16 protein-coding genes are annotated in these 22,308 nt (G+C 61.6%); 13 read left to right on the top strand and 3 right to left on the bottom strand.

All coding sequences use genetic code 11. The features are described from left to right. Window positions 1-124: 124 nt before the first annotated feature. Window positions 125-1,081 (bottom strand): glucokinase, encoded by a 957-nt coding sequence (locus tag H097_RS21895; RefSeq protein ID WP_032862447.1) that lies wholly within the window; start codon window positions 1,079-1,081, stop codon window positions 125-127. Beyond that, the gene (gene edd, locus H097_RS21890) at window positions 1,078-2,904 is read right to left on the bottom strand and encodes a phosphogluconate dehydratase (protein WP_032862446.1); all 1,827 of its coding nucleotides are present in this window, start codon (window positions 2,902-2,904) and stop codon (window positions 1,078-1,080) included. Before edd ends, H097_RS21895 begins: the two co-directional genes overlap by 4 nt. A gap of 222 nt (window positions 2,905-3,126) precedes the next feature. On the opposite strand from edd, the gene gap reads away from it, so the two are divergent. The 7 genes from gap to H097_RS21855 all read left to right on the top strand — a co-directional run bounded on the left by gap (window position 3,127) and on the right by H097_RS21855 (window position 12,165). Then, window positions 3,127-4,128 carry a type I glyceraldehyde-3-phosphate dehydrogenase gene (gap, locus tag H097_RS21885; RefSeq protein ID WP_032862445.1) on the top strand — a complete coding sequence of 334 codons (1,002 nt, stop codon included), beginning with the start codon at window positions 3,127-3,129 and terminating at the stop codon, window positions 4,126-4,128. Between the two features lie 216 nt (window positions 4,129-4,344). Then, complete coding sequence (locus H097_RS21880) at window positions 4,345-4,863, top strand: sigma-70 family RNA polymerase sigma factor (RefSeq protein WP_032862444.1); 519 nt, start codon at window positions 4,345-4,347, stop codon at window positions 4,861-4,863. A gap of 82 nt (window positions 4,864-4,945) precedes the next feature. Further along, a complete protein-coding gene (locus tag H097_RS21875) occupies window positions 4,946-5,914 on the top strand; it encodes a FecR domain-containing protein (protein WP_032862443.1) in 969 nt (322 codons plus the stop codon). A gap of 115 nt (window positions 5,915-6,029) precedes the next feature. After that, window positions 6,030-8,600: a TonB-dependent receptor gene (locus H097_RS21870; protein ID WP_032862442.1), complete on the top strand. Its 2,571-nt coding sequence runs from the start codon at window positions 6,030-6,032 to the stop codon at window positions 8,598-8,600. A 127-nt stretch (window positions 8,601-8,727) separates the two neighbouring features. Beyond that, window positions 8,728-9,336 (top strand): biliverdin-producing heme oxygenase, encoded by a 609-nt coding sequence (locus H097_RS21865; protein WP_032862441.1) that lies wholly within the window; start codon window positions 8,728-8,730, stop codon window positions 9,334-9,336. A 161-nt stretch (window positions 9,337-9,497) separates the two neighbouring features. Further along, window positions 9,498-9,902, top strand: coding sequence for a YbaN family protein (locus tag H097_RS21860; RefSeq protein WP_032862440.1), 405 nt, complete (start codon window positions 9,498-9,500; stop codon window positions 9,900-9,902). 124 nt (window positions 9,903-10,026) lie between these two features. Then, window positions 10,027-12,165, top strand: a complete 2,139-nt coding sequence (locus tag H097_RS21855) for a methyl-accepting chemotaxis protein (protein ID WP_032862439.1) — start codon at window positions 10,027-10,029, stop codon at window positions 12,163-12,165. Between the two features lie 66 nt (window positions 12,166-12,231). Here the strand turns inward: H097_RS21855 and H097_RS21850 are convergent, their stop codons facing one another. Next, complete coding sequence (locus H097_RS21850) at window positions 12,232-12,795, bottom strand: nitroreductase family protein (protein WP_032862438.1); 564 nt, start codon at window positions 12,793-12,795, stop codon at window positions 12,232-12,234. Window positions 12,796-12,944: 149 nt separating this feature from the next. Here H097_RS21850 and H097_RS21845 point away from each other — a divergent pair, with 149 nt between their 5' ends. From H097_RS21845 to H097_RS21820, 6 genes are all read left to right on the top strand, one after another. Then, window positions 12,945-14,375, top strand: coding sequence for a di-heme oxidoredictase family protein (locus H097_RS21845; protein WP_032862437.1), 1,431 nt, complete (start codon window positions 12,945-12,947; stop codon window positions 14,373-14,375). A gap of 31 nt (window positions 14,376-14,406) precedes the next feature. After that, window positions 14,407-15,471, top strand: a complete 1,065-nt coding sequence (locus tag H097_RS21840; RefSeq protein ID WP_032862436.1) for an imelysin family protein — start codon at window positions 14,407-14,409, stop codon at window positions 15,469-15,471. Window positions 15,472-15,473: 2 nt separating this feature from the next. Further along, window positions 15,474-16,571 carry a DUF1513 domain-containing protein gene (locus H097_RS21835; RefSeq protein WP_032862435.1) on the top strand — a complete coding sequence of 366 codons (1,098 nt, stop codon included), beginning with the start codon at window positions 15,474-15,476 and terminating at the stop codon, window positions 16,569-16,571. Window positions 16,572-16,776: 205 nt separating this feature from the next. After that, entirely contained in the window at window positions 16,777-17,937 is a 1,161-nt protein-coding gene (locus tag H097_RS21830) for an efflux RND transporter periplasmic adaptor subunit (RefSeq protein ID WP_032862434.1), read from the top strand. Next, window positions 17,934-20,990 carry a multidrug efflux RND transporter permease subunit gene (locus H097_RS21825; protein WP_032862433.1) on the top strand — a complete coding sequence of 1,019 codons (3,057 nt, stop codon included), beginning with the start codon at window positions 17,934-17,936 and terminating at the stop codon, window positions 20,988-20,990. Before H097_RS21830 ends, H097_RS21825 begins: the two co-directional genes overlap by 4 nt. Window positions 20,991-21,143: 153 nt before the next feature. Then, window positions 21,144-22,307: an efflux RND transporter periplasmic adaptor subunit gene (locus tag H097_RS21820; RefSeq protein ID WP_032862431.1), complete on the top strand. Its 1,164-nt coding sequence runs from the start codon at window positions 21,144-21,146 to the stop codon at window positions 22,305-22,307. The last annotated feature ends 1 nt before the right edge of the window (window position 22,308 follow it).

Raw genomic sequence — 22,308 nt, 5'->3', positions numbered from 1 at the left:
GGGCCTCCTTGTTGTTATGGGGTGCTCTCTAGGGCCTCATCGCGGGCAAGCCCGCTCCCACATTTTGATTTGCGAACACATTCAAATGTGGGAGCGGGCTTGCTCGCGATCGGGCCATCACTGCCTACGCAAAAGCCTGCTCCAACGCCACACCCGCTCCAGTCAACCCGGAATACGGCGCCGTCACCAACCACACCGGAATACCCTTGAAGTAGTCACTCATGCAGCCTTTGTCAGCAAAACTCTTGGCAAAACCACTGTTGATAAAGAAATCGGCAAACCGTGGGATCACCCCGCCTACGATGTACACGCCACCCCGGCCACCCGTGGTCAGCACGTTATTGCCCGCCACGCGGCCCAGCCAGATGCTGAACTGATCGAGGACTTCCAGCGCGACCGGATCGCCGGCCAGGCCCGCCGCCGTAATCGCCTCGGGCGTTTCGAGCACGGCCTGATGACCGTCCACCGCGCAGATCGCCCGGTACAGACGCGGCAGGCCACCACCGCTCAGGGCGGTTTCAGCACTGACATGCCCGATTTCGTTGTAGATGTGCTGCCACAACTGGGTTTCCCGCGGGCTGCTCAGGGGCAGGTCGACATGCCCACCCTCCCCTGGCAACGCCGCCCAGCGGCCTGCGCCCAGATCCAGCAAAGTGCCGACACCCAAGCCAGTGCCCGGGCCAATCACCACCGCCGGGCGCAACGGCTCCGGCGTGCCTGCGCACACCACGCGATACTCATCGGGTTGCAGGCGCGTCATGCCCAGGGCCATGGCCGAAAAATCATTGACCAGCAACAACTCGTCCACCTGCAGGTTTTTGCAGAACGCAGCCCTGCTCAGGCGCCAATGGTTGTTGGTGAACTTGAACTCATCACCACTCACCGGCCCCGCCACCGACAGGCACACCGCGCCAATGGAACCTGGCGCCAGGCCTTCCTCCTTGAGGTAGACCTGGATCGCATCCTCGGGGCTGGCGTGATCTGCCGTGGCCAGCACCCGGATCGAATGCAGTTCCTGGTCCCGCCACAACGCAAACCGGGCGTTGGTACCGCCGATGTCACCAACCAGCGCAAGCTTCACTTAAGTGTCTCCAGGGCAGAGGTAAAGGCGCTGGCGCCCTGCTCTGCGGAGCTTGCGGCCAGACGCATGAATGCAAACAGCTCACGCCCCGCCCCCACGTTATTGCCCAAAAGGCCCGTGGCAGGTGTGCGCGCGGCAAATTCTCCGGCGTCCACCTTAAGCTCCAGGGTGCCTTTGACGCCATCGACGCGAATGATATCGCCATCCATGACCCGCGCCAGCGGCCCACCGCTCTGGGCTTCGGGGTTGACGTGAATCGCGGCCGGGATCTTACCCGAGGCGCCGGACATGCGCCCGTCTGTCACCAGCGCGACCTTGAAGCCTCGGTCCTGCAGGACACCCAGGAACGGGGTCATCTTGTGCAGCTCCGGCATGCCGTTGGAGCGCGGGCCCTGGAAGCGCATCACCGCGACAAAATCCTTCTCCAGTTGGCCGGCCTTGAACGCATCGGCCAGGTCTTGCTGATCCTGGAATACCACCGCCGGCGCTTCGACGATTTGATGCTCAAGGGCCACCGCCGAGACTTTCATCACCCCGCGGCCAAGGTTGCCTTCCATCACGCGCAGCCCACCTTCGGGGGAGAACGCACGGGCCACCGGGCGCAGGATGGTTTCGTCGAGGCTTTCGATCGGGCCGTCGCGCCACACCAGTTCGCCGTCCACCAGGAATGGCTCCTGGGTGTAGCGGCTCAGGCCACGGCCCGCGACGGTGTTGACGTCTTCGTGGAGCAAGCCGGCTTCCAGCAGTTCGCGGATCAGGAACGACATCCCGCCCGCCGCCTGGAAGTGGTTGATGTCAGCCTTGCCGTTCGGATAGACGTGGGACAGGGTCGGTACCACCTCGGAGAGGTCGGCCATGTCTTGCCAGGTCAGGATGATGCCCGCCGACATGGCGATGGCCGGCATGTGCAGGGTGTGGTTGGTGGAGCCGCCGGTGGCGTTGAGGGCCACGATGGAGTTGACCAGGGATTTTTCGTCGACGATCTCGCCAATCGGCGTGAAGTTACCGCTGGCCTTGGTCAGGCGCGTGACCTGGTGCGCGGCCTCACGGGTCAGCGCATCACGCAGCGGCGTGTACGGGTTGACGAACGAAGCGCCCGGCAAATGCAGGCCCATGACTTCCATCAGCAACTGGTTGGTGTTGGCGGTACCGTAGAAGGTGCAGGTGCCTGGGCTGTGGTAGGACTTCATCTCCGATTCCAGCAACTCTTCGCGGCTGGCCTTGCCTTCCGCGTAGCGCTGGCGCACATCGGCTTTCTGTTTGTTGGAGATCCCCGACGGCATCGGCCCGCCCGGCACGAAGATCATCGGCAGGTGGCCATAACGCAGGGCGCCCATCATCAGGCCGGGGACGATCTTGTCGCAGATGCCCAGCATCAGCGCAGCGTCGAACATGTTGTGGGACAGCGCTACCGCCGTGGACATGGCAATCACTTCACGGCTCAGCAGGCTCAGCTCCATGCCGGGCTCGCCCTGGGTCACGCCGTCGCACATGGCCGGGGTGCCGCCGGCAAACTGACCGACGGAGCCAATCTCGCGCAGGGCCTTTTTGATCTGTTCGGGGAAATGTTCGTAGGGCTGGTGCGCCGAGAGCATGTCGTTATATGACGAAACAATTGCCACGTTGGCCGCATTCATCATTCGCAGACTATTTTTATCTTCAGTGCCGCATCCGGCCACGCCGTGGGCAAAGTTGGCGCATTGCAGCTTGCCGCGCATCGGCCCGTCGCTGGCCGCGCCGCGAATCAGCGCAAGGTACGCCTCACGGGTGGCCCGGCTGCGGGCGATAAGGCGTTCGGTGACCTCAAGTACGCGGGGATGCATGTGTAGAACTCCAGGCTAACGGATGTGGCGACCTGAAAGTCTATGCTGGTCAAAAGCCCGCCGCGCAAAGGTTGGCAGGGAGTTACTTGACCAATCGGACCAGTTGATTCAGGTCACTCGTTGTAGATTGAACAAAATATTGCCACTAAAAAGGCTTGTTTTCTATTTTTATGCGAATAATCTTGTAATTCTTACAACAAATCGACGACAGGCGCTTTTCAAATGACTCTTCGAATCGCAATCAATGGTTTTGGCCGTATCGGCCGCAACGTCCTGCGCGCACTTTATACCCAAGGCTACCGCCAGGATTTGCAGATCGTCGCCATCAATGATCTGGGCGACAGTTCGATCAATGCCCACCTGCTTAAATACGACACCGTCCATGGCACTTTCGATGCAGAGGTCGCCCACGATCAGGAAAGCCTGACCGTCAATGGCGACCGGATTGCCGTCAGTGCCATTCGCAACCCCGCCGACCTGCCGTGGGCTGCACACAAGATTGACGTGGTATTCGAATGCACCGGCCTGTTCACCGACCGTGACAAGGCCGCCGCCCATATTAACGCCGGCGCACGCAAGGTGATCATCTCTGCCCCCGCCAAGGGCGCGGATGCCACGGTGGTCTACGGGGTAAACCATGACATTTTGCGTCAATCGCACCAGATCATCTCCAACGCGTCCTGCACCACCAACTGCCTGGCACCGGTCGCCCAGGTGCTACACCGCGAGCTGGGCATTGAAAGCGGCCTGATGACCACCATCCACGCCTACACCAATGACCAGAACCTGACCGACGTCTACCACACCGACCCATACCGCGCCCGCTCGGCCACGCAGAACATGATCCCGAGCAAGACCGGCGCCGCCGAAGCCGTGGGCCTGGTGCTGCCGGAACTGGCGGGCAAGCTGACCGGCATGGCGGTGCGGGTGCCGGTGATCAACGTGTCCCTGGTGGACCTGACCGTGCAACTGAAAAAAGAAGCCACGGCAGAGGAGGTCAATGCACTGCTCAAAGAAGCCAGCCAGCACTCGAAAATCCTTGGCTATAACACCCTGCCGCTGGTTTCCAGTGACTTCAACCATAACCCGCTGTCGTCGATCTTCGACGCCAACCACACCAAGTCCAGCGGCAAGCTGCTCAAGGTACTGGCCTGGTACGACAACGAATGGGGCTTCTCCAACCGCATGCTGGATAACTGCCTGGCGCTGTGTAACGCCGAGTAACCCGCTGAAAACCTGATTGACCCAATCACTGTAGGAGCGAGCTTGCTCGCGAGAAACGCAGAGGCACCACGCTAACTCAGAATGCCAGCGTTATCGTTGACGACCTTCGCGAGCAAGCTCGCTCCTACAGGGTTGAGCGGAATACAGCAAAGTGCCACTTGCCATTTGCGCTGATGATAAGCATTATCATTCGCTACCAATCGGTCTGGTACCCTCGTGAGCCTATCTCGCTTCAACCAAGTCTTCCTCAGCCAACGGCTGGTGCTGTTGCGAACCTTGCAGCGGATGGTGAACAACCACAGCACCGCCGAGGACCTGTTGCAGGAAACCTACCTGCGCGTCACTCGGGCCCTCAGCGAACGCCCCATTGACCATCTCGAACCTTTTGTCTTCCAGACCGCACGTAACCTGGCGCTGGACCATCTGCGCTCGCGTCGGATTCAATCGCGCACCTTGCAGGAAGATGTCCCAATGGATGTCCTGCAAAGTGTCGCCTCCCCGGTCACCACCCCTGAAGATGCCGCCCACGCCGAGCAATTGCTGGAGCACCTGAGTGTCAGCCTTGGGCAGTTGAGCGCCCGCCAGCAGCAGATCTTTATCCTCAGCCGCCTGCACGGCTGCAGCTATCAGGAGATCGCCGACCAGTTGCAGGTGTCCTTGAGCACTGTGCAAAAGGAACTGAAATTGATCATGGCCATCTGCATAGGTGTGGCCGAACGACTCGATCACCCTTAAGCTTTGTCGGGACAAGCCGACAGAAATGTCACAAAAATACGTAAGACATTGAATAAAACGTGGCGAAGACCCGAGGAACACCGTGACGGACCCGAACAACCTGCACCCCCATGAGTTGGCTCATGAGGTGTTGCAACATGCGGCCATGGACCAAGCCCTCGACTGGCTGATCGTCTTGCAGTGCCCGCAGCCTGGCCAGCAAGCCGAGTTTCAGGCCTGGCTGGCTGCCGACCCGAGTCACGCCCAAGCCTTCGCCAAAGCCCAGGCTGCCTGGGGCGGTGCGCCTGTGCACAGCGCCGCCGTGGCCCTCAATGCACCACGCAAACCCAGCGCCTGGCGGCGGATCAAGCCGCACTGGAAACCCCTGGCCACGGCGGCGGTGTTGCTGCTCGGGCTGTTCAGCTTCAGCAACCTGCCGGTGCGTCTGCAGGCCGACCATTTGACCGTGGTCGGCGAGCGCCAGCGCCTGCAACTGGATGACGGCTCCAAGGTGCTGCTCAATACCAATTCGGCGTTTTCCAGCACCATTGATGAGCATCAGCGTATCGCCCGCCTGTATCAGGGCGAGGCGTTCTTCGAAGTCGCGGCCAGCCGTGGCCTGCCCCTGCAAATCGACGCCGGCCCGGTGCGCGCCAGCGTCAGCGATACGGCATTTGCCGTGCGTTACCTCAACGGTGAGGCGCAGGTCCAGGTGCAACGCGGGGATGTCGACCTGAGCACCACCTTCGGCAATAACCGGGTACGCCTGAGTGCCGGCGAGAGCATCCGCGTCGGCCCCAAGGGCTTCGGCCAACCGGCCAAGCTCGATGCCACCAAGGAGCTGGCGTGGGTCCAGGGCCGGTTGATCTTTGAAAACTGCCCGATGAGCGAGGTGCTGGCTGAGCTGCGGCGCTATTACCCGGGCTGGATCGTCAATACCAATGAGCAATTGGCCAGCGTCGCCGTGACCGGCAATTACCGCCTGGACCAGCCGCTGGACGTGGTGCGCTCCCTGGCCCACATCACCTCGGCCAAGCTCTCGGAGTTCCCGGCGCTAGTGATTCTCAACTGAGAATAATTATTTTTACTCGATAGCCCCTGCTGGTACGTCTCGTCTTAGCCAATGCAACTGATTCCTATTTGATTCAGGCTCGCAACTATAAGACTCGTCCCTCGGAGCGCTCTCGATGTCCTCTCGTTTCAACCGCCGGTCCTCTTCGCCCACGCTGTGCCTGCTGACCGCCGCGATCCTGCTGGCCGGCAGCCCGGTGCTCACGGCCAATGCGGCCGAACCCACTGCGCGCAGCCACGCCAATTACACCTTCAGCATCGAGCAGCAATCCCTGGTATCGGCGCTCAACGCCTTTACCGCCGTCACCGGCTGGCAGATCGGCCTGCCCGCCGAACTGGGCCAAGGGGTTTCCTCCCCGGGCGCGCGCGGTTCGCTGACCCCGGAAAAAGCCCTGGACCGGCTGTTGGTGGGGACCAACCTGAACTACCGCAAACTGGGCAATAACAACATCGTCCTGGAAAAGCGCACGGCGGGCAGCGCGATCACCCTGCAACAAATGACCATCAGCGCCACCCGCACGGAACAGGCGGTCGATAGCGTGCCCAGCACCGTCAGCGTGCATGAGCGCGAGGAACTGGACCGCCAGAACGTCAACTCCATCCGTGAACTGGTGCGCTACGAGCCCGGTGTCTCGGTCGGCGGCGCCGGCACCCGCTCCGGTAATTCGGGCTACAACATCCGAGGCATCGACGGTGACCGCATCCTCACCCAGGTGGACGGTGTAGAGGTCCCGGACAACTTCTTCAACGGCCCGTACGCCAAGACCCGCCGCAACTATGTCGACCCGGAAATCGTCAAGCGCGTGGAAATCATCCGCGGCCCAGCCTCGGCCCTGTACGGCAGCAGCGCCATCGGCGGCGCCGTCAGCTACTTCACCCTCGACCCGGACGACATCATCAAGCCCGGCCAGGACGTCGGCGCGCGCCTGAAGACCGGCTACAGCTCGGCCGACGAAAGCTGGCTGACCTCCGGCACCGTCGCAGGTCGCGTGCAGGACTTCGATGGCTTGCTGCACCTGAGCCAGCGTAATGGCCATGAGATGGAGTCCTACGACGGCAACAACGCCACCGGCCTGGCCCGCACCGGCGCCAACCCGGAAGACGTGCGCACCACCAACGTGCTGGCCAAGCTGGGCTGGAACTATGGCGAAGACAACCGCCTGGGCCTGACCTACGAGAAGTACAAGGACGACCGCGACATCAACCAGAAAAGCGCGGTGGGCGGGATTTTCCTCGAAGGCCAGGGCATGAATATGTACCGTGACCGTCGCGGCAACGACACCATCACCCGCGAACGCTTTGGCCTGGAAAACAAGTTTTCCCTCGACTCGCCGTTTGCCGATCACATCAAGACCAGCCTCAACTACCAGATCGCCAAGACCGACCAGGCCACCAGCGAAATCTATCAGGTCGGCCGCCGCGTACTGCGGACCCGCGACACCCTCTACGAAGAAAAGCAGTGGGTGTTCGACGCACAGTTGGACAAGGCCTTCGTCATCGGCGACACCGATCACCTGCTGACCTACGGCACCACGATCAAGCAGCAGAAAGTCACCGGCTCCCGTGAAGGCGCGGCGACCTGCCTGGCCGTCGGTGCCGGCTGTACCGCCATCGGCGCACCGAGCCCAACCCCTGCCGACAGTGTGAAAAAAGCCAGCGATTTCCCGGACCCAACCATCAACAGCTACGCGCTGTTCGCCCAGGATCAGATCAGCTGGAATGACTGGACCTTCTTGCCGAGCGTGCGCTACGACTACATCCAGCTCAAACCCAAGCTGACCGAAGAGTTCCTCAACACCACCGACCCGGACCGCAAGTATCCCCACGACGATTCGAACAAAACCTGGCACCGCTTCTCGCCAAAACTCGGCGTGACCTACGCGTTGACCGAGCAATACACCTGGTTCGGCCAATACGCCGAAGGTTTCCGCACGCCATCTGCCAAGGCGTTGTATGGCCGCTTTGAAAACCTTGGCGAAGGTTATGTCGTGGAACCCAACTCCAACCTCAAGCCAGAAACCAGCAAGAGCTATGAAACCGGAATCCGCGGCAATTTCGATGCGGGCAATTTCGACGTCGCCGTGTTCTATAACAAGTACCGCGACTTTATCGACGAAGACAACGCCGTACTGGACCCTGCTGGCAGCACAGTCTTCCAGCCGGGCAATATCAAGCGCGCCACCATCAAGGGCATGGAAGTCAAAGGTCGCTTGAACCTGGACGCCTTCGGCGCACCGCACGGCCTGTATACCAAAGGCGCGATTGCCTACGCCCACGGTCGCAACGACGAAACCGGCCAGCCGCTGAACAGCGTCAACCCGCTCAAGGGCGTGTTTGGCCTGGGCTACGACCAGGACAACTATGGTGCGCTGGTCAGTTGGACCCTGGTCAAGAAACAGAACCGGGTCGACAGCGCCACGTTCTTTACCCCGACCGGCATCAAGGCCAACGGCCCGTTCAAGACCCCGGGCTTTGGCATCGTCGACCTGACGGGTTTCTACAAAGTCACCAACGACCTGACCGTCAATGGCGGCCTGTACAACCTGACCGACAAAAAATACTGGAACTGGGATGACGTGCGCAGCTACGACGGTGTGGGTGAAGCCGGCGTGACCTCGCCGGCCAGCCTGGACCGCCTGACCCAGCCCGGTCGCAACTTCGCGATCAACCTGATCTGGGACATCTGATCCCTGCAACCCCACCCCGCCGGATTTATCGCCAGCGGGGTGAGGTTTTTTTACTGTGACGCGTCTTCTTGTTCGTCTAGTAATAACAGCCTGGCAATAAGGCGCTTTTCCTTCTCAAGGACATCCCATGACCGCTTCCACCACCGCTGAACGTGCAAGCCTGCGCTCCCAGCGCCTGAACCAGATCACCAACGAGCCGCACACCAAGCTCGACGCACTGGTCAAGGCTCACGCCCCATTTGAAACCCAGGCCAACTTCGCCCGTTTCGTCGTCGCCCAGTACCTGTTCCAGTCGGAACTGGTGGCGCTGTACAACGATCCCGAGCTGATCAAGCTGGTGCCTGACCTGGCCGAGCGCTGCCGTGCCGAAGCTGCCAAACTCGACCTGGCCGACCTGGAAACCGCAGTGCCCGCCCCTGTGGCCGGTGCCGTGCAGAACCCAAGCAAGGCCCAAGCCCTGGGCTGGCTGTTCGTGTCCGAAGGTTCCAAGCTGGGCGCTGCGTTCCTGATCAAGCGCGCCGTCGGCCTGGGCCTGAGCGAAACCTTCGGTGCCCGCCACCTGGGCGAACCAGCCGGTGGCCGTGCCGAAGGCTGGAAGAGCTTCACCCGCACCCTCGACGGCCTGGAACTGAGCGCCGAAGAAGAAGCGGCGGCAGAGAAAGGTGCGGTGGATGCATTCGTACGCTTCACCGTGTTGCTTGAACAGGCGTACGCTAGCGCCCCAGAACTGGCCTGACCCACTGCTGGAATGCAATTAATGTGGGAGCTGGCTTGCCTGCGATGCAGGCGCCTCGGTTTATCAGTTGGACCGAGGCGATGCTATCGCAGGCAAGCCAGCGCCCACATTTTGATCGCGCTCCACTTTCAGATTTTTCGCAACCCATACAAATCGTACCCATGACCGGCACAACCCAATCCTCCTCCAAACTCGCCCGAATCCTGTTCGGCCTGCTGGCCTATGTCAGCCTGGGGATCGGCTTGATTGCGATTGTCGTGCCGGGCCTGCCCACCACCGAATTCATCCTGCTGGCTGCCTGGGCTGCCACCAAGAGTTCGCCACGCCTGAGCGCCTGGCTGGAAAACCACCGCCTGTTCGGACCGATCCTGTTCAACTGGCGCAACGGCAAGATCATCGCGCGCCGGGCCAAGGTCAGCGCCACCGTGAGCATGCTGCTGTGTGCCGGCCTGATGTTGGTGATGCTCGATCACGGCTGGCCGATCTACCTGGCCATCGCCGGGATGAGCCTGGGCAACCTGTGGATCTGGTCACGCCCCGAACGCCTCGCGCAAACCGCTGCCTGAGCGCTACCGCTCATCGCCTGCCCCTCATGAATTACTCGCCGGTGCCGATGTTGCGGGCATAGCGCCGAATGGACTTGGCCGTTGCCCTGCTTGCACACCAATAAGTCCAATCGCGAGTAAGCCCATGTTCGACACCCTCTCCATCCGCTTGAAAATCGTGCTGCTGTCTGGCCTCTGCCTGTTGGGAGTGATTGCGCTGATCGTCAGCCTGAATATCTACCAGGCCAACCAGAACGACCAACTGGTCAGCGCCCAAAGTTCACGCATGCTCACCACCAGCGTGGAGAACCTGCTCCAGGCCAAGGCCGCCGAGCAGGCCGTGCAACTGCAGAAAGCCTTCGGCGAGAGCCTGTTGGTGGTCACCGCCCTCGCCGATCAGGTCAAGGACTTGCGCAACATGGCCGCCAAGCGCTCGCTGGAAGCGGGGGCCGTGCGCGAGGAACTCAACCAACGGATCAAGACCGCCTTCGAGCGCAATACCAAGGTGCTGGGGATCTGGTTGTCGTTTGAACCCAACGGCCTGGATGGCAGGGACAGCGAATTTGTCGACGACAAACTGCGCGCCTCCAACGAAGTCGGGCGCTTTTCCAGCTATTGGAGCCGCGCCGGCGGTGAAGGCCTGAACACGGTGATGGTGGAAGCGGACCTGACCAAGACCACCCTCAATCTCAGTGGTACGCCCTACAACATCTGGTACACCTGCCCACGGGATACCCGCAGCGTTTGCCTGCTGGACCCGTATGCCGACGAAGTCGCCGGCAAGTCGATGCTGATGACCACGATCTCGCTGCCGCTGCTGGCAGATGGCAAGGTGATTGGTGTGATCGGCGTCGACATTGCCCTGGATGCCCTGCAAGCGGCCGCCAATACCGCGCAAAAAGAGCTGTTCGACGGCGCAGGAATCATGGAAATCCTCTCCGGCAGTGGCCTGATTGCCAGCTACAGCGGCGAGCCGGACAAGGTCGGCAAGAGCATCGTCGATGTACTCGGCGCCGAAGGCAAAGAGATCGTGCAACTGCTGGCCAATGACACCCGCAAGGTCCGCGAGCAGGACGATACGATCCGTGCGGTGTACCCGGTCAAGCCGATTGCCGAGGCCAAGCCCTGGGGCGTGGTGATCAAACTGCCCAAGGACGTGCTGCTGGCCGATTCGGTCAAGCTGCAAGGCGTGCTCGACGACGCCCAGGCCCGTGGCACACTGCAGGCATTGCTGGTGGGCGCTGCGGCCGGCCTGCTGGGCCTGTTGCTGATGTGGCTGACGGCCACGGGCGTGACCCGCCCGATCAACAGCGTGGCGGCGATGCTCAAGGACATTGCCAGCGGCGACGGTGACCTGACCCAACGCCTGGCCTACACGAAAAAAGACGAACTGGGGGAACTGGTCGGCTGGTTCAATCGTTTCCTCGACAAGTTGCAACCGACCATCGCCCAGATCAAGCAGAGCATCACCGAAGCCCGTGGCACCGCTGATCAGTCCTCGGAAATCGCGCGCCAGACCAGCGAAGGCATGCAGGTGCAGTTTCGCGAGATCGACCAGGTGGCGACCGCCTCCAACGAGATGAGCGCCACCGCCCATGATGTGGCCAACAGCGCCTCAAACGCTGCCAGTGCAGCTCGCGGCGCCGATCAGTCAGCCCGCGAGGGCCTGGCGATCATCGAGCGCAGCACCCGTGACATCACCACCCTCGCCGAAGAAGTCAGCAAGGCGGTGACCGAAGTCGAAGCCCTGGCGGTCAACAGCGAGCAGATCGGCTCGGTGCTGGAAGTGATCCGCAGCATTGCCGAGCAGACCAACCTGCTGGCCCTCAATGCCGCGATTGAAGCCGCGCGCGCCGGGGAAAGCGGGCGTGGTTTCGCGGTGGTGGCGGACGAAGTGCGCAACCTGGCCCGACGTACCCAGGATTCGGTGGAGGAAATCCGCCTGGTGATCGAACGCATCCAGAGCGCGACCCGTGGGGTGGTGACCACCATGCATTCGAGCCAGAGCCAGGCGCAGAACAATGCCGGGCAGATCCAGCAGGCGGTTCAGGCCCTGGGCAAGATCAGCGATGCAGTGACGGTGATCAGCGACATGAACCTGCAAATCGCCAGCGCCGCCGAAGAACAGAGCGCCGTGGCCGAAGAGGTCAACCGCAATGTTTCGGCCATTCGTACCGTGACCGAGACCCTGACCGGCCAGGCGACGGAGTCGGCGGCGATCAGCAGCCAATTGAACGCATTGGCCAACCAGCAGATGAAGCTGATGGATCAGTTCCGGGTCTGAAAACACCGGATACCCATGTGGGAGCGGGCTTGCTCCCACATAAAGCACAAGCAGATTTGCGCTGGGTCAGAGACCGGTCCAGGCACTGACAAACGCCGTGATGTCTTCCTTTGCCGCCGTACGCGGCGGGTTCTGCGCGGTGCCCAGGTAGAGGAAGCCGATCACCTCCTCACCCGCGCCCAGCCCCAACCCCTTGGCCACATGCGCCGAATACGACAACTCCCCGGTCCGCCACACCGCACCAATCCCCTGGGCGTACGCCGCCAGCAGGATGCCGTGGGCCGCACAGGCGGCCGCCAGCAGCTGCTCGGACTTGGGCACCTTGAAGTGTTCCTGCAGACGGGCAATCACCACCACCACCAACGGCGCACGCAATGGACCGTTCTGTGCCTTGTCGATCACCGCTTGCGGTGCCGCGGGGTCTTGCAGGCGGGCCGCTTCGGCCAGCAGGGTGCCCATTTGCTCGCGGGCCGGGCCTTCCACGGTGAGGAAGCGCCAAGGCCGCAACTGGCCGTGGTCCGGCGCACGCATGGCTGCCGCGAACAGCACTTCGCGCTGTTCGGCAGTGGGGGCCGGCTCCAGCAGGCGCGGCACGGAAACACGGTTGAGCAAAGCGTCGAGAGCCTGCATTGGCCACCTCCAGGAAAAATGTGCGGCCATTCTAGCGGGAATGCATCAGATTGGAGCAAACGATAATTGCTCTTATTCAATCCGCCCTGCCCTGTTAGACTTTGCCCCCTGAATTTCATCCACCGTCGCCCGTCTTTTCAGGATTACCGATGCCCCGTTTGCTTCTTCGCCTGTCTGCACTCTTGATGGCCATGAGCCTGAGTGCCTGCGATGACGCCCCGCCGCCGACATTTACCCAGGCCGAGCCGGGTGAGGCGCGTTCGGGAGGCAGCACGACGGTTAGGAAGACCGACCAGAATGCCTTCTCGTTGCCATCGGCCAATTTGGCGCCGACGCGCCGCCTGGATTTCAGCGTCGGCAACAGCTTTTTCCGCAACCCGTGGGTGATCGCCCCGGCCACCACCACGGCCCGTGATGGGCTGGGACCACTGTTCAACACCAACGCCTGCCAGAACTGCCACATCAAGGACGGGCGCGGCCATCCGCCCTTGCCTGAGGCCAGCAATGCGGTGTCGATGCTGGTGCGCCTGTCGATTCCGGATTCACCGCCCTACGCCAAGGTCATCGAGCAACTGGGTGTCGTCCCGGAGCCAGTCTATGGTGGCCAACTGCAGGACATGGCCGTGCCAGGTGTGGTCCCGGAAGGCAAGGTGCGGGTCGACTACACGCCGGTCAACGTCACGTTCAAGGACGGCACGGTGGTCGAGTTGCGCAAGCCAACCCTGCAAATCACTCAGCTCGGCTATGGCCCGATGCATCCCGATACGCGGTTTTCCGCGCGCGTGGCCCCGCCGATGATCGGCCTGGGCCTGCTTGAAGCCATCAGCGATGCGGACATCCTGCAAAACGCCAGCAAACGCCCGGATAAAAATGGCGTGCTCGGCCGCCCGAACTGGGTCTGGGATGATGCCCAGCAAAAAACCGTGCTCGGGCGCTTTGGTTGGAAAGCCGGGCAACCGAACCTCAATCAACAAAATGTTCACGCGTTCTCGGGTGATATGGGCCTGACGACCAGCCTGAGACCCTTCGATGACTGCACCGACGCCCAGGTTGCCTGTAAGCAGGCGCCCAACGGCAACGGCGAAAATGGCGAGCAGGAAGTCAGCGATAACATCCTGCGCCTGGTGCTGTTCTACACCCGCAACCTGGCCGTACCGGCGCGCCGTGATGTCAATGAGCAGCAAGTGCTAGCCGGTAAGAACCTGTTCTTCCAGGCGGGTTGCCAGTCGTGCCACACGCCGAAATTCACCACCGCAGGCAACGCCGCTGAACCTGAGCTGGCCAACCAGGTGATCCGCCCCTACAGCGACCTGCTGTTGCACGACATGGGCGAAGGCCTGGCCGATAACCGTACCGAATTCAAGGCCGGTGGCCGCGACTGGCGCACGCCGCCGTTGTGGGGCATTGGCCTGACGCAAAACGTCAGTGGCCACACCCAGTTGCTGCATGACGGCCGCGCCCGCAACCTGCTTGAAGCCGTGCTGTGGCATGGCGGTGAAGCCCAGGCGGCGCAGCAGCATGTGTTGTCTTTTAGCGCCGAGCAACGTGCCGCGTTGCTCGCGTTCCTGAATTCTCTATAAGCTTTGCCCCAATTAATGAAGGGAGCTCGACATGTTCCGTCCCAAGTTGTTGTTCACCAGCCTTGCCGCCCTCGCCCTGGGCGCCTGCTCGCCACAGGATCCGCAAGCGGTTACCTCGGCTGCTATCGCCAAGCAAGTGATCCTGCCGACCTACAGCCGCTGGGTCGAAGCTGACCGGCAACTGGCCGTCAGTGCCCTGGCTTACTGCCAAGGCAAGGAATCCCTGGAAACCGCGCGCGCCGACTTCCTTCACGCGCAAAAAGCCTGGGCCGAGTTGCAACCGCTGTTGATCGGCCCGCTGGCCGAGGGCAACCGCGCCTGGCAGGTGCAGTTCTGGCCGGACAAGAAAAACCTCGTCGGCCGTCAGGTCGAGCAACTGGCCACTGCCCAGCCGCAGATCGATGCCGCCGCCCTGGCCAAGTCCAGCGTCGTGGTGCAAGGCCTGTCGGCCTACGAATACATTCTGTATGACGCCAAGACCGACATCGCCAACGATGCCCAGAAAGCCCGCTACTGCCCACTGCTGATCGCCATCGGTGAGCGCCAGAAACAACTCGCCGAGGAAATCCTCGCCAGTTGGAACAGCACCGACGGCATGCTCGCGCAGATGACCAAGTTCCCGAACCAGCGCTACGCCGATTCCCACGAAGCCATCGCCGAGCTGCTGCGCGTGCAGGTCACGGCCCTGGACACCCTGAAGAAAAAACTCGGCACGCCGATGGGTCGCCTGTCCAAGGGTATCCCGCAGCCGTTCCAGGCCGATGCGTGGCGTAGCCAGTCGTCCCTGCAAGGCTTGCAAGCCAGCCTCGCGGCGGCCCAGACCGTGTGGGTCGGGGTCGACAACAAGGGCCTGCGCGGCCTGCTGCCCGCCGACCAGAAGCCTTTGGCCGAGAAGATCGACGCTGCCTACGCCGCCTCACTGAAACTGTTCGACAGCAACCAGCGTTCGCTCAATGAACTGCTGGCCGATGACGCCGGGCGCCAGCAACTCAACGACATCTACGACAGCCTCAACGTCGTCCACCGCCTGCATGAGGGCGAACTGGCCAAGGCGCTGGGCATCCAACTGGGCTTCAACGCCAACGACGGTGACTGATGATGCTCAGGCGACAGGCTTTGGCCATCGGCAGCGTGCTGCTCAGTGCAATCACCCTGGGCGGCTGGACGCTGTTCAAGCGCAAGGGCGACAGCCCGCTGCTGCTGTCGGCCCGGGATGATGCCGACGGCAAGCACTACGCCGTCGGTTATCGCCTGGACGGCAGCCAGGTGTTCGCGACCCAGGTCGGCCAGCGCTGCCACGACATCATCAACCACCCGACCCTGCCCATCGCCCTGTTCGTGGCCCGCCGCCCGGGCACCGAGAGCTACCTGGTAGACCTGCGCGACGGCACGCTGCTGCAAACCGTGACGTCCCAGGCCAACCGGCACTTCTATGGGCATGCGGTGATCCACAAGAGCGGCGACTGGCTGTACGCCACGGAAAACGACACCACCGACCCCGGTCGCGGCCTGTTGGGGGTATACAAGTTCGAAGGTGAACGCCTGGTACACCGTGGCGAGATCTCCACCCACGGCATCGGCCCGCACCAGGTGTCGTGGATGCCCGATGGAGAAACCCTGATCGTAGCCAATGGCGGTATTCGCACCGAGGCCGAAAGCCGGGTCGAGATGAACCTCAACGCCATGGAGCCCAGCCTGGTGCTGATGCAGCGCGACGGTACGCTGTTGAGCAAGGAAACCCTCGGCCAACAGATGAACAGCGTGCGCCATATGGGGATCGCCAGCGATGGCACGATCCTCACCGGACAGCAGTTCATGGGGCCTTCGCAGGAGCGATCCGAATTGTTGGCAATCAAGCGTCCGGGGCAACCGTTCGTGGCGTTCCCGGTGGCGGATGAGCAGTTGCAGGCCATGGGGCACTACACCGCCAGCGTGGCTGTGCACAGTGAGTTGCGCCTGGTGGCACTGACCGCACCACGGGGCAATCGCTTTTTTATCTGGGACATGGACAGCGGCGAACTGCGTCTGGACGGGCCGTTGCCCGACTGCGCCGGCGTGGGTGCGGTGGCAGACGGGTTTGTCGTGACCTCGGGCCAGGGCCGTTGTCGCTTCTACGATTGCCGGCAGCCACAACTGGTGGCCAAGCCCCTGGAATTGCCCGCCGGGTTTTGGGATAACCATCTGCATCTGGCCTGAAACCACTGCATCGCTCCCAGGCTGACACCTGGGAGCCCATCCACCAGAACAAATCCTACGCAGCCTGCGAAAGCGCCCTCAACGAGGGATCAGCCTTCTTACAGGTACTCGCGAATTTCCGCCTTATAGCACCCGCTTTTCTCGTGAAGACTGCGTGGCTCAGCGTGCGTCCCCCGCACCACGTCACCCTCACAAGGAAGAACCTATGCCGGGCCGCCGGATGATTACCATGCTCAGCATTGTCCTGTTGGCCGTGCTAATGCTCGCCAGCTATAAGGCATTCTGGGTTTACCAACAGTTGCAGTTGCTGCATGCGCCCAAGCCGCCCGTCAGTGTGGCGGTCGCCAATGCCGTCGAAAAAACCTGGCAGCGCCAATTGCCAGCGGCGGGAACACTCAAGGCGCTGCAAGGCATCAACCTGAGTATCGAGGTGCCCGGCATCGTCACCCATCTGCATTTCGACTCGGGGCAAGCCGTCAAGGCCGGGCAAACCCTGCTGCAACTCGAACACCAGACCGAACAGGCCGAGTTGGACGTGGCCCTGGCTGACCGCAGCCTGGCGCGGCAGAATTTCCAGCGCGGGCAGAAACTGGTGGGGATCAAGGCCATCTCCCAAGGCGAGTTCGATCGGCTGTCTGCCGAACTCAACCGCAACAACGCCCTGGTTGCCCAGCGCCGCTCGGCCCTGACCAAAAAAAGCATCGTTGCCCCGTTCGACGGCACGATCGGCATTCGCCAAGTCGATATCGGCGACAACCTGCAAAGCGCCACGGTAATCGCCAGCCTGCAGGACACCCAGAGCCTTTACGTGGACTTCCATGTGCCTGAGCAAGCCGTGCAACTGATCGAAGTCGGCCAGGCGGTGCAGATTGAAGTTTCGGCGCGGCCAGGGCTGGTCAGTCTCGCCAGCGTCAGCGCCATCAACCCCATTGTCGACGACAACACCCGAAATGTGTTGGTGCGCGCCACCTTGAGCAACCCGTCCAACGACCTGCTGCCGGGGATGTTCGCCCACTTGCAGGTGCTGTTGGCCAACCCGGCCGTGCACGTGGTGATTCAGGAGAGCGCAATCGCCTACAGCCCCTACGGCCAGTATGTATACGTCGTGACACCACGCAAAAACAGCGAGGGACGCGACGAACTCGATGGCGAGGGCAAGCCGGTCCTGATCGCCGAACAACGCCTGGTCGAAACCGGCGAACGGCGCGCCGGCGAGATCGTGATTGCCAAGGGCTTGAACAAGGGCGAACAGATCGTCACCGCCGGCCAGATCAAGCTGCAAAACGGTACCCCGATACGCATCGGTATCGACAAGAACCAGCCTGCTGAACGGCCCCTGACCACTCAGCGGGAGAACGCTGAATGACGTTCACCGACCTGTTTATCCGCCGCCCCGTGCTGGCCCTGGTTGTCAGCCTGCTGATCGTGTTGCTGGGATGGCAGGCCTACGGGCAATTACCCCTGCGCCAGTTCCCCCAGATGGAAAATGCGCTGATTACCGTAACCACGCTTGCTCCGGGCTCCAGTGCCGAGACCGTACAGAGCTACATCACACAACCGCTGCAGAAAAGCCTGGCCAGTGCGCAAGGCATCGACTACATGCGCTCCTCCAGCCGCCAGAATGTGTCCGTTATTTCAATCTATGGCCGGGTCGGTGCCGACAGCGACCGTTTGTTCACCGAACTGCTGGCCAAGACCAATGAAGTGAGGAACCAGCTACCCAGGGAGATTGAAGATCCGGTCCTGAACAAAGTCGCGGCAGACAACACCGCGCTCATGTACCTGAGTTTTTCCAGCGACACCATGAACAATGCGCAGATCACCGACTTCTTGCTGCGGGTGGTGCAGCCTCGGCTGGTGACGCTGCCGGGCATGGCCGAAGCCCAGATCATCGGCAACCAGAGCTTTGCCATGCGCCTGTGGCTGGACCCGCTGAAACTCGCGGGATTTGGCTTGAGCGCCAGCGATGTAACGCAGGCCGTCAAGCGCTACAACGTCCAGTCTATCGCCGGCGACGCCACCGGTGAGTTTGTCGTGACCAGTGTCACGGCCAATACCGAACTGCAAACGGTTGAAGGCTTCAAGGCCATCACCTTGAAAACCAATGGCGACAGCCAGGTACGCCTCGGTGATGTGGCGCGGGTGGAATTGGGCGCGCAGAACTACGACAGTTTCAGTTCATTCAACGGTCTGCCCGCAACTTATATCAGCATCAAGCCAACCCCCGATGCCAACCCGCTGGAGCTGGGCAAGCGCGTACGCGACCTGTTGCCGGACTTGCAGGCGCAGTTACCGCCGCACCTGCAAGCGGATATCGCCTACGACTCGACGCTGTATATCAACGCCTCTATCGACCATGTGCTGTCGAGCCTGATGGAAGCCATCCTGATTGTGGTGCTGGTGGTGTTTTTGTTTCTTGGCTCGTTGCGCTCGGTGGTGATTCCCGTCATCACCATTCCCCTGTCACTGGTCGGCACACTGTTCTTCATGCAACTGATGGGTTACTCGATCAACGTCCTGACGCTGCTGGCCATGGTGTTGGCCATCGGCCTGGTGGTCGATGATGCCATTGTGATGATGGAGAACATCCATCGGCATATCGAAAAAGGCCGATCGCCCCTCGAAGCGGCAATCAAGGGCGCCAGGGAGGTGTGCATGCCGGTGATTTCCATGACGATCACCCTGGCCGCGGTGTATACCCCCATCGGCTTCCTCCAGGGGTTGACCGGTGCGCTGTTCAAGGAGTTTGCCCTGACCTTGGCCGGCGCCGTGGTGATTTCCGGCATCGTCGCGCTGACGCTGTCACCAATGATGTGCGCCCTGCTGCTGCGCCCTGAAGAACAGCCGCAGGGCCTGCACCTGCACCTGGAGCGACTCTTCGACAATCTGAAACAGCGTTATCAGCGGCGGCTGCATCAGATCATGGAGGCACAGTCGGTGGTCATCGTATTCGCCCTGCTTGTCCTCGGCCTGATTCCGGCCATGCTCACGTTCACCCTGTCGGAGTTGGCCCCCGATGAGGACCAGGGCCTGATCTTCATCCTCTCCAGTGCACCGCAGCCGACCAACCTGGCCTACCTCAACACCTACACCCAGGACTTTATCGAGCAGTTCCAGACCGTGCCCGAGTACCAGGCCTCGTTCCAGATCAATGGCCTGGATGGCGTGCATTCGGGCGTCGGCGGTTTCCTGCTCAAGCCCTGGGACGAACGCGAGCGCTCACAGATGGAGGTCATGGTGCCGCTACGCGAAAAGCTCGATAACATCCCCGGCCTGCAAGTCTTTGCCTTCAACCTGCCGTCCTTGCCGGGTACGGGCGAGGGCCTGCCCTTTGGCTTTGTCATCAGTTCCCAGCAGGATCATCAATCGATGTTGGAGGTGGCCGAGCGCGTCAAGCAACGGGCGATCGACTCGGGGAAATTTGCCTATGTGGATATCGACCTGGCATTCGACCGGCCTGAAGTGGTGATCGACATTGACCGGGCCAAGGCCGCGCAGATGGGCGTATCCATGGAAGACCTGAGCCTGACCCTGGCGACGCTGCTGGCCGAAACGGAAATCAACCGGTTTCGGATTGATGGCAATCTCTACAAGGTCATTGCCCAGGTCGAGCGTACCTACCGGGACAATCCGGACTGGCTGAGTCACTACAACGTAAAAACGGCCAAAGGCCAATTATTGCCCTTGTCGACACTGATCACCGTCTCCAGCCAAGAGGTCCGCCCCCGGCAGTTGAATCAGTTCCAGCAGCTCAATTCAGTGCTGGTCTCGGCGTATCCGATTGTGGGCATGAGCAACGCCCTTGAGACCGTGCAAGCCATCGCCCTGGAGGAGGCCCCGACGGGCTACACCTTCGACTACAGCAACGCCACGCGCCAGTTTGTACAAGAGGGGAATGCGCTGTGGGGTACGTTCGGCCTGGCACTGGCAATTATCGGCCTGGTGCTGGCGGCCCAGTTTGAAAGCCTGCGTGACCCGCTGGTGATCCTGGTGACCGTGCCGCTGTCGATATGCGGTGCGCTGATTGCGCTGTTCCTGGGCTGGTCCACGTTGAACATTTACACGCAAATCGGCTTGGTTACGTTGATTGGCCTGATCAGCAAGCACGGCATCCTGATCGTCGAGTTCGCCAATCAATTGCGCAAGGAACAAGGCCTGTCGGCGCGTGCCGCCATCGAGGAGGCCGCCGCTATCCGCTTGCGGCCGGTGTTGATGACCACCATCGCTACCGTGCTGGGGGTGGTCCCACTGGTGTTTTCCAGCGGTGCGGGCGCGGTCAGTCGGTTTGATATCGGCATGGTGATCGCCACCGGCATGTCGATCGGGACGTTGTTCACCTTGTTTGTCCTGCCGTCGGTGTATACGGCGTTGGCCAAGCGCGACAACCGGCTGGAACACACCCTTGAGAGAAAGGACTGACAACCCTTTCTCACCCCTGGACGCCCCGAAACCATTGCGCTTGAGCCTGCCCTCAGGTTGTGAAATTTACCAGTTGGAATCCCCCCGAAACTCGGAGTAATGTGCCAAATCGTTCGTCTTCGTCTGCCTCAGTTTTTTCCAAGGAACCGGAATATGCTGCGTCGTCGCATGCTGATCATGTTGGCCGTTGTGCTGTTGATTGTCCTGCTGCTGGGGGGCTATAAGGCCTTCTCCATTTACCAGCAGATCCAGGTCTTTTCCGCCCCCAAACCGCCGATCAGCGTGGCGGTGGCCACGGCGGTCGAACAACCCTGGCAACAGCGCCTGCCGGCGGTGGGCACGCTCAAGGCCTTGCAAGGGGTGAACCTTGCCCTGGAGATCGCCGGCACCGTCAAGGCCGTGCAGTTCGAGTCCGGGCAGAAGGTCAAGGCCGGGCAACCACTGGTGCAACTGGACAGCGCGGTGGAAGACGCCCTGCTGCAAACCGCCCAGGCCGACCTGGGCCTGGCCCAGCTCGATTACGGGCGCGGCAGCCAACTGGTGGGCAGCCAGGCAATCTCCAAGGGTGAGTTCGACCGACTCTCGGCGCAACTGCAAAAAAACAAGGCCACGGTCAACCAGCTCAAGGCATCCCTGGCCAAGAAACACATCGTCGCACCGTTCAGCGGCACCATCGGCATTCGCCAGGTCGACGTGGGCGACTACCTGGCCAGCGGCACGGTGATCGCCACCTTGCAGGACCTGAGCAGCCTCTATGTGGATTTCTATGTGCCTGAACAAGCGGTGCCCAGACTGGCCGTCGGCCAGGCGGTACAGGTGCAAGTCTCGGCCTACCCGAAACTGACCTTCCCCGGCACCCTCAGCGCCATCAACCCCAAAGTCGAGAGCAGCACCCGTAACGTGCTGGTACGCGCCACCCTGGCCAACCCTGACAATCAACTACTACCGGGTATGTTCAGCAACCTGCAAGTGCTGTTGCCCGACCCACAAGCGCAGGTGGTGGTGCCGGAAAGTGCAATTACCTACACCCTCTACGGCAACTCAGCCTACGTGGTCGCACAGAAAAAGGCCGAGGACGGCAGCCTCGAAAAAGGAGCCGATGGCCAACCGATATTGATCGCCGAACGACGGTTTATCGAGACCGGCGAGCGGCGCGACGGCCTGGTGCTGGTCAGCAAGGGCCTGAGCAGTGGCGAGCAAGTGGTGAGTGCCGGGCAGATCAAGCTCGACACCGGTGCGCATATCGCCATCACCGCGGATAAAAACCTGCCGGCCGCCCCGGGCCAACCCCCGCGCAACGACGGTTCAAGGAACTGAG

The organism is Pseudomonas sp. FH4, assembly GCF_000510915.2.
GTDB classification, from domain to species: Bacteria; Pseudomonadota; Gammaproteobacteria; order Pseudomonadales; family Pseudomonadaceae; genus Aquipseudomonas; species Aquipseudomonas brenneri.
The sequence above is the reverse complement of the archived record's forward strand: the minus strand, read 5'-3'. Positions and strand labels throughout refer to the sequence as shown.